This is a genomic window from Pradoshia sp., from assembly GCF_051873915.1.
GTDB lineage: Bacteria > Bacillota > Bacilli > Bacillales > Pradoshiaceae > Pradoshia.
Genome location: NZ_JBJEFJ010000016.1, coordinates 13,354 through 20,406, shown reverse-complemented (window position 1 = coordinate 20,406; position 7,053 = coordinate 13,354). Strand labels below are relative to the sequence as shown.

Genomic DNA, 7,053 nt, shown 5'->3' with positions numbered 1-7,053 from the left:
GAAGCACTTTTTCTTTGCTCATCTCTGTAGAAATCACGTTTTTCAACTTCATTACATGTTTTTCTTCGGACCAATTATTCTGCCTTTTGTAGTAATATGTGGTGGCTTGGTCGTAGAATAGATGAGGGAACATGAGCTCTGCACCTAATATTTCATACTGTTCCTTTGATAAAGGATTGACACGCTGGTAATCTTTTAACATTCTAAGCATTATATCAAGATTCCATTCTGCCTCTTTCCTCATTACTTTATTGAGGATTTTACGAATATCACGGATTGGCAGATCAACAGTCAGAGAATCCATGTCAAACACATACAAAGCTGAATCAGGGGTAATCAGGAGGTTATTTTCAGCATAATCCTGATGACATAAATTGATGTTTTTGTGTATGATTTCTGCCCATGTATCATACGATTCACTATCGAAAAGGGATAGGGAGGATTCACATTGGTTTAAGAAGGTGTCAACATTTTTTAGAAAAAGACAATCGAATTCATTTATGGATACCGATTCTGAACGGTTCTTTTTTAATTCAAGCAATCTTTTATATCGCTTCTCGTAATTGGATTTTCGTTCATCCAGCAGGAAGGAGGGATAATATCCGATTGGCGACCTAAATCCGGAGGACCCTTTATGGAAATGGCCGATACCTTCCATGATTTTTTTTAAATCATGCTTTTTTTTATAATCGGGGCTCCTCCCATGTACCGCTTCAAAAACGATATAGTACTCATCATGGACATTCGTGAAAACTTCTCCTGTCTTTGTACGAATAACCTGAGGGGTTTTCACTCCGTTTGTCCTTAAATAGTCTATGGCATGTGCCATGAACTGAATTCGGTCTTTATCCAAAGGTACTTTTTTTAAGATATACGTCCCTTTGTTCGTTCGTATTTCCCAGACAGCTTTTTTGGCTGTCTTTTTCTTCAGGGGCCGGAATTTCGCCATGGTACTATTGATCGGATAGGCTGATAAGGCTAAATGGGCATTCTTTAAGGAGGGGTGACTCATTTCTTTTCCTCCCGATGCTTATGACTCTTTCTTTTATTCCGCTTCCGATCATCATTTCTTTTTCTCGTCCTCTTTCGGCCATCTGCTTTTCTTTTTTTCTTTTTCTTTTGTTTATTCATGGAATTTATGAATCGTTCGACCTGTCTCCTTGGCATGATTTCTGCCTTTTCTGCATTCATGGCTGTCAAATAAAAATTCTCTAAACGTTCATATACTTGTTCAAATCCGAAGGTGTTCTCTGCGTGTTTCCGGCCTTCTCTTGAAAGAGCGTTTGCTTTGTCCGCATTCGACAATAAATCGATAATGGCCTCTGAGAAAGCTTTCGAATTCGTGTAATCATCCAAAACGATGCCATTTAGGTTATGATGAACGACTTCAGCATTTCCTCCGCGATTGGTTGTGATGATAGGCAGGCCAGCTCCCATTGCTTCGTAGTGGACTCGTGCGAGCGGCTCCTCCCATTGAGAGCTGCAAACAAACAAATCGCCTAATAAATACATGGTAGGAATTTGAATCGGCGGAACAAAGCCAGTAAAGATTACTTTATTACTACCTAATGATTTAGCAAGACTCCTGAGCATTTTGCCATAATCATCGATGGTTTCATCGCTGAACCATTTACTCCCAACAATGACGACAACGGCATCTGGGTGAACGACAAGAACGTCCTTCATCGCCTCCAGCAGTATCTCAGGTCCTTTCACTTTGCTAAGACGACCGACAAATAAGATAACCTTTTTCCCATCAACCTTATATTTTCCTCTGAGTTCTGCTCTTAGGCTCTGAACATTCTCATCCCATATAGGGGTATATTTCATAAGGTCCATTCCAGAATAAACCGGCTGTACTTTCCCGATAGCTATCGGGAAGCGATCAGTTATCGTCTTAGCAATGAAGGCACTCACCGTCATAATTCGTTCGACCGATTGGATAACGGCCTCACCAGCTTCTTGTGTAATCTTCGTGTCCTTAAACATTTCGTTATGCAGGCTTAAGACAAAGCGGCTATTCGGCTGAGCTAATTTATAGGTCAGGACATCAAGCGGCCGATTAAATACATGGACAAGGTCATAGGAGACTCCGTCAGCGAATTTCTGAGCTAATGCATTATGAATATGACTTACATAATTCTCCTGAGGAACCCGAATATACTCAATGCCATTTTTGATTTCCGCCGGGTCAAGGTCAGGGTCAGTAATTCCAAACACCGTCACATCGTTCCGCTCGTTTAAATAGGGCAGCACACCGTCAATCAACACTTGTATAGCCCCGCCTCTAATGGGGGGGACCGGTAACTTTTCTGTACATATAAGGGCGATTTTCACGTTACGTACATCATCCTTTCTTCATGATTTTTCATCTAATCATATGGAGTCCAGTCAACCTTCGTAAATAGGATCCAATACAACTCAGAAAACGAAAGAAGATGGCATGTCCCACTAAGGTATATTTCTGACAACTCGGTTTAGCTTATGAAATTGAAGATGGGGTGGTTTTCTCATTTGCCTATACTGGCGTACATAAATTTCTTGAAAGGCACATAAAAGAAGCGATAAGAGGGTAGATAATAATCCATACCATATCCCTTTATCATCTCCGTACAGCTTCGATAGCAAATGAAGATAATCTCCTTCATTGTGCAAATGTTTTCACCAAAATTATCTATTCTATCAAAATGAATATATTTTACAAACTTACCATTTGTATACAATGTATATTAATGGTAATATTAGGATATAAAAAACTTTGAAAGCGCTTGCTATGAGATGTTTACTATTCTTTTGAACTCCCTAGAATACTTACTTAATAGCGTGATAGAAGTTTCTTTTTTTACTTATCAATGCAAACGTTTTCGAAAGTTTTTAAACAAAATCATAAGGAGAGTGGCTCTATGTTAAAAAGTAAAATCGTCAAGGGAACACTATCTGGATTACTTTTATCAAGTCTTGTCTTAGCAGGATGCTCATCATCGAGCGGCGGCGATGGCGGGGATAAAACAACAGTTGAGATTTTTCAGTTCAAAGTAGAATTCAAGCAGCAGTTTGAACAGGTTGCTGAACAGTATGAAAAGGAAAATCCAGATGTAGATTTAAAAATCACGACAGTCGGCGGAGGGAATGATTATAAGTCGGCTATCACCTCCAAGTTTTCTTCCGGTGAGGAGCCTGCCATCTTCAATATCGGCGGACCGACAGATGTGAAGCAATTTAAAGACCGGTTAACTGACTTGAGTGATACAAAAGCCGCTGAAGCTGCCCTTGATGGCACGCTTGATGGTGTCACAGTTGATGGTGAAGTACTTGGTGTGCCATATAACCAAGAGGGCTATGGTTTCATTTACAATAAACGTCTTTTGAAAGAAGCCGGGATTGATCCAGCCAGCTTGACATCTTATGACAAATTAGAAGAAGCCGTTAAGAAACTAGATTCAGAGAAAGATAAATTAGACATTGATGCGGTATTCGCTTATCCCGTGAAGGAGAAATGGGTAACAGGCAACCACTTATCCAATGTATTCCTTGCGAATGAATTCGACGGTGATATCTTGAAGGCTAGTGAATCAAAGTCAATCAAGTTTGATGACGGAGATACATTCAAGCAAATGATTGATTTGCAAAATGAATACTCTGTTCAGCCGACAACGAGTCTTGACTACTCCCAGCAAGTAGAGGAGCTTTTCTCCCTCGAGAAAGTGGCCTTCATTCAGCAAGGGAACTGGGTTTACAATACGGTTTATGAAATGGACCCTGAGTTAGCTGAAAAAGGAATCGGCATCATTCCTATTCCAAACGGTGATGAAGCGAAAATGCCTGTAGGCGTACCAAACTACTGGGCTGTAAACAGCAAAGTGGATGAAGACGTACAAGAGGAAGCAAAGAAATTCTTAGATTGGCTTTATACTTCTGATGAAGGTAAAACAGCTGTCTTAGAAGAGTTCAAGTTTATTCCAGCTTATGAAGGCTATGATACGGAAAAAATCGCCGATCCGCTTTCACAGGAAATTTACAAATATGCAGAAGCCGGAAATACGCTTGGATGGGTCTTCATGGGCTATCCGGTCGGATGGAATGAGGATCTTGGAGCAAGCGTGCAAAAATATGTCTCTGGTGATCAAACATGGGAAGAGCTTGTGAAAGAAACTCAGAAAATCTGGGAAGAAAAAGCTGATAATTAATCCTTTCATCAAATGAAGACAGCCAGCCGCTCTAAAAGCAGAGGGACGACATTCTCTTGGCTGCCGTGGCATGGCTGTCTTTTCCTCACACATTCATTATAAGGAGGGCGATTCCTATTCGAAATCGTGACTGGGCCTTTTGGCTATTCTTGACACCTGTCCTTGCTGCTCTCGTCATTGTCGTCATCATTCCGTTACTGTTCGGATTCTATTATTCTTTCACTAACTGGAATGGACTCGGGAGATTGGACTTTATTGGGTTGAAAAACTATATCAATCTATTTAATGATGATGCGTTTATAAGTGCGTTTTGGTTCACGGTTAAGTTTTCGATTGCCTCAATTGTGCTAATTAACATCATTGGCCTAGGTCTTGCTCTACTAGTGACAACCAAATTAAAATCGAGTAACTTACTCCGTACCGTATTCTTTATGCCGAACTTGATAGGCGGATTGATTCTCGGGTTCATTTGGCAGTTTATCTTCATTAAGGTGTTTGGAAGCATTGGCGATCTTTTTGGCATTGAAGCTTTAAATGGATGGCTTTCAACAACTGAGACTGGGTTTTGGGGAATGGTCATCCTGACGGCCTGGCAAATGGCTGGATATATCATGATTATCTACATTGCCTATTTGCAGGCAGTACCGGGTGATTTACTAGAAGCGGCTGAAATCGACGGGGCCAATGCATTTCAGCGATTCCGTCATATTACATTCCCGCTCGTTGCTCCAGCATTCACCGTCAGCTTATTCCTGACATTGTCCCATTCCTTTAAGATTTATGATCAAAACTTAAGTTTAACAGGAGGGGCCCCCTATAATTCAACAGAAATGGTGGCTATGAATATCATTCGTTCGGCCTTCACAGATAATGAAATGGCCTATGCGCAATCAAAGGCCGTCATCTTCTTTATCATTGTGGCGATTGTATCGCTACTGCAGGTGTACTTTAATAAGAAACGGGAGGTTGAACTATAATGAAGAGAAAGAAATGGCATTTACGCATCATTGGCGTTATCGGCATCCTGCTCGCTTTGTTATGGCTCAGCCCTTTTTACTTAATGATCGTCAACGCCTTTAAGACAAAGCGCGATATCTTTGCTGATACACTAGGCCTTCCAGGTGAATTTACGAGTGACAATTTTCTGCAAGCGTTTGAACAGCTCGATTTTCTCAGAACTTTGTTTAATTCCTTGCTGATCTCTGCCGTCAGTGTCGGGATTATTATCGTCTTTTCGGCAATGGCCGCTTATGCACTTTCAAGGAATAAGAGCAAGATGAGCTCTGTCATTTTCTTTGTCTTTGTCGCAGCCATGCTGATTCCGTTCCAATCGGTTATGATTCCGCTCATTTCTCAATTTGGCCAGTTCGGTATGCTGAACAGAGCCGGGTTGATTTTCATGTATCTTGGATTCGGATGCAGTCTGTCCATTTTCTTATATCACGGTACATTAAAGGGAATCCCTCAATCATTGGATGAGGCAGCAACCATCGATGGTGCGAACCGCTTTCAAGTATTTTGGTATATCATCTTCCCATTACTGAAGCCGATGTCCATTACGGTGGGAATATTGAATGTTATCTGGATTTGGAATGATTACCTGCTCCCATCCTTGGTGCTTGGTGAAGCAGGAACAGAAACCATTCCGCTTAAATTGTTCTATTTCTTTGGTCAATATACGAAGCAATGGCATTTGGCTCTCGCAGGTTTAACCTTATCCATTATTCCTGTCATCATTGCCTATTTCTTTGCTCAAAAACAAATTATTAAAGGAATTTCAGATGGAGCGGTTAAATAGCCGCATCAAAATAGAGGTGGGATCGTTTACATGACCGTTACGATAAAAGATGTTGCCAAAAAGGCAAATGTGGCACCCTCCACCGTGTCTCGAGTCATTGCTGACAGTCCTAGCATCAGTGATAAGACAAAAAAGAAAGTTCGGAAAGTCATGAAAGAACTTGGCTATCATTTGAATGCCAATGCCAGGAATCTCGTAACGAAGACAACGAAGACGATTGGGATTGTGTTAAAGCATTCCGCCAAATACTCCCTGCATAATCCATTCTTCCAGGAAGTCATGAGGGGAATCGGCTCTTATTGCAGGGAGGAGGGATACAGTCTCTCCATCACAACGGGAGATTCAGAGAAGGCCATTTTTGAGGATGTTATTCAGATGGTCGAAGGGAGGCAGGTAGACGGATTAATTATTTTGTATTCACGAAAGGGAGATAAAATACTCCGTTATCTGCTTGAGAAGGAATTTCCTTTTGTCGTCGTCGGCCATCCAGGAAAAGACTGCAGCGGAATCACATACGTGGATAATGATAACCAAAAGGCCGCAAAGGATCTGACAGAATTCCTCCTTCATCTTGGACATCGTCATATTGCTTTTTTTGGCGGGGCACTCGAATATGACGTCGTTAGTGATCGTTTGAAGGGATACAAGGAAGCACTTAAGAGTGCTGGATTATCGTTTTCACCTGATTATATCAAGCCGCTGCCATATAGCCGCGTGGAAGGATTGACCGCTCTTGAGGAGCTGTATGCTTTACGTGAGCCGCCTACTGCCTATGTGGCGCTTGATATTGATTACGCCATTATTCTGACTGGTTTGCTTTTAGGAAAGAATATGCGCATACCCGATGATGCCTCCATCGTGTGCTTCAATAATTATGAGGTTGCTGACTATACGACCCCTTCTTTAACGACAATGGATATTCATACATATGAATTGGGGATTGAAGCAGCCAAATATGTGATTGAACTCATCATGAATCCTCAAGTGATTGAAAAAAATGTGCTTATTCCGACAAGAATTATTGAGAGGGAGTCACACTCATCTATTAATCAAGGGAAGCCTGCTGAA

Annotated in this window: 6 protein-coding genes; 4 read left to right on the top strand and 2 right to left on the bottom strand. The window is 41.3% G+C overall.

Annotated elements, in window-relative coordinates; genetic code table 11:
- A partial coding sequence (locus ACI35L_RS01545) for a CotS family spore coat protein (RefSeq protein WP_439802099.1) occupies nucleotides 1-1,012 on the bottom strand: 1,012 nt, incomplete at its 3' end.
- A complete protein-coding gene (locus ACI35L_RS01540) occupies nucleotides 1,009-2,271 on the bottom strand; it encodes a glycosyltransferase family 4 protein (protein ID WP_439802098.1) in 1,263 nt (420 codons plus the stop codon). The genes ACI35L_RS01545 and ACI35L_RS01540, both read right to left, overlap by 4 nt.
- Before the next feature lie 632 nt (nucleotides 2,272-2,903).
- Between ACI35L_RS01540 and ACI35L_RS01535 the strand changes: the two genes are divergently transcribed.
- The 4 genes from ACI35L_RS01535 to ACI35L_RS01520 form a co-directional block, all read left to right on the top strand.
- Nucleotides 2,904-4,187 (top strand): ABC transporter substrate-binding protein, encoded by a 1,284-nt coding sequence (locus ACI35L_RS01535; protein WP_439802097.1) that lies wholly within the window; start codon nucleotides 2,904-2,906, stop codon nucleotides 4,185-4,187.
- Between the two features lie 116 nt (nucleotides 4,188-4,303).
- Nucleotides 4,304-5,164 carry a carbohydrate ABC transporter permease gene (locus tag ACI35L_RS01530; RefSeq protein WP_049672885.1) on the top strand — a complete coding sequence of 287 codons (861 nt, stop codon included), beginning with the start codon at nucleotides 4,304-4,306 and terminating at the stop codon, nucleotides 5,162-5,164.
- The gene (locus ACI35L_RS01525) at nucleotides 5,164-5,985 is read left to right on the top strand and encodes a carbohydrate ABC transporter permease (RefSeq protein WP_049670909.1); all 822 of its coding nucleotides are present in this window, start codon (nucleotides 5,164-5,166) and stop codon (nucleotides 5,983-5,985) included. Before ACI35L_RS01530 ends, ACI35L_RS01525 begins: the two co-directional genes overlap by 1 nt.
- Before the next feature lie 30 nt (nucleotides 5,986-6,015).
- On the top strand, nucleotides 6,016-7,053 hold a 1,038-nt coding region (locus ACI35L_RS01520), incomplete at its 3' end, for a LacI family DNA-binding transcriptional regulator (RefSeq protein ID WP_439802096.1).

Bases quoted from the DNA above. Each gene is read 5' to 3' on its own strand.
- ACI35L_RS01535 (WP_439802097.1), top strand. From the start codon at position 2,904: ATGTTAAAAAGTAAAATCGTCAAGGGAACACTATCTGGATTACTTTTA.
- ACI35L_RS01525 (WP_049670909.1), top strand. From the start codon at position 5,164: ATGAAGAGAAAGAAATGGCATTTACGCATCATTGGCGTTATCGGCATC.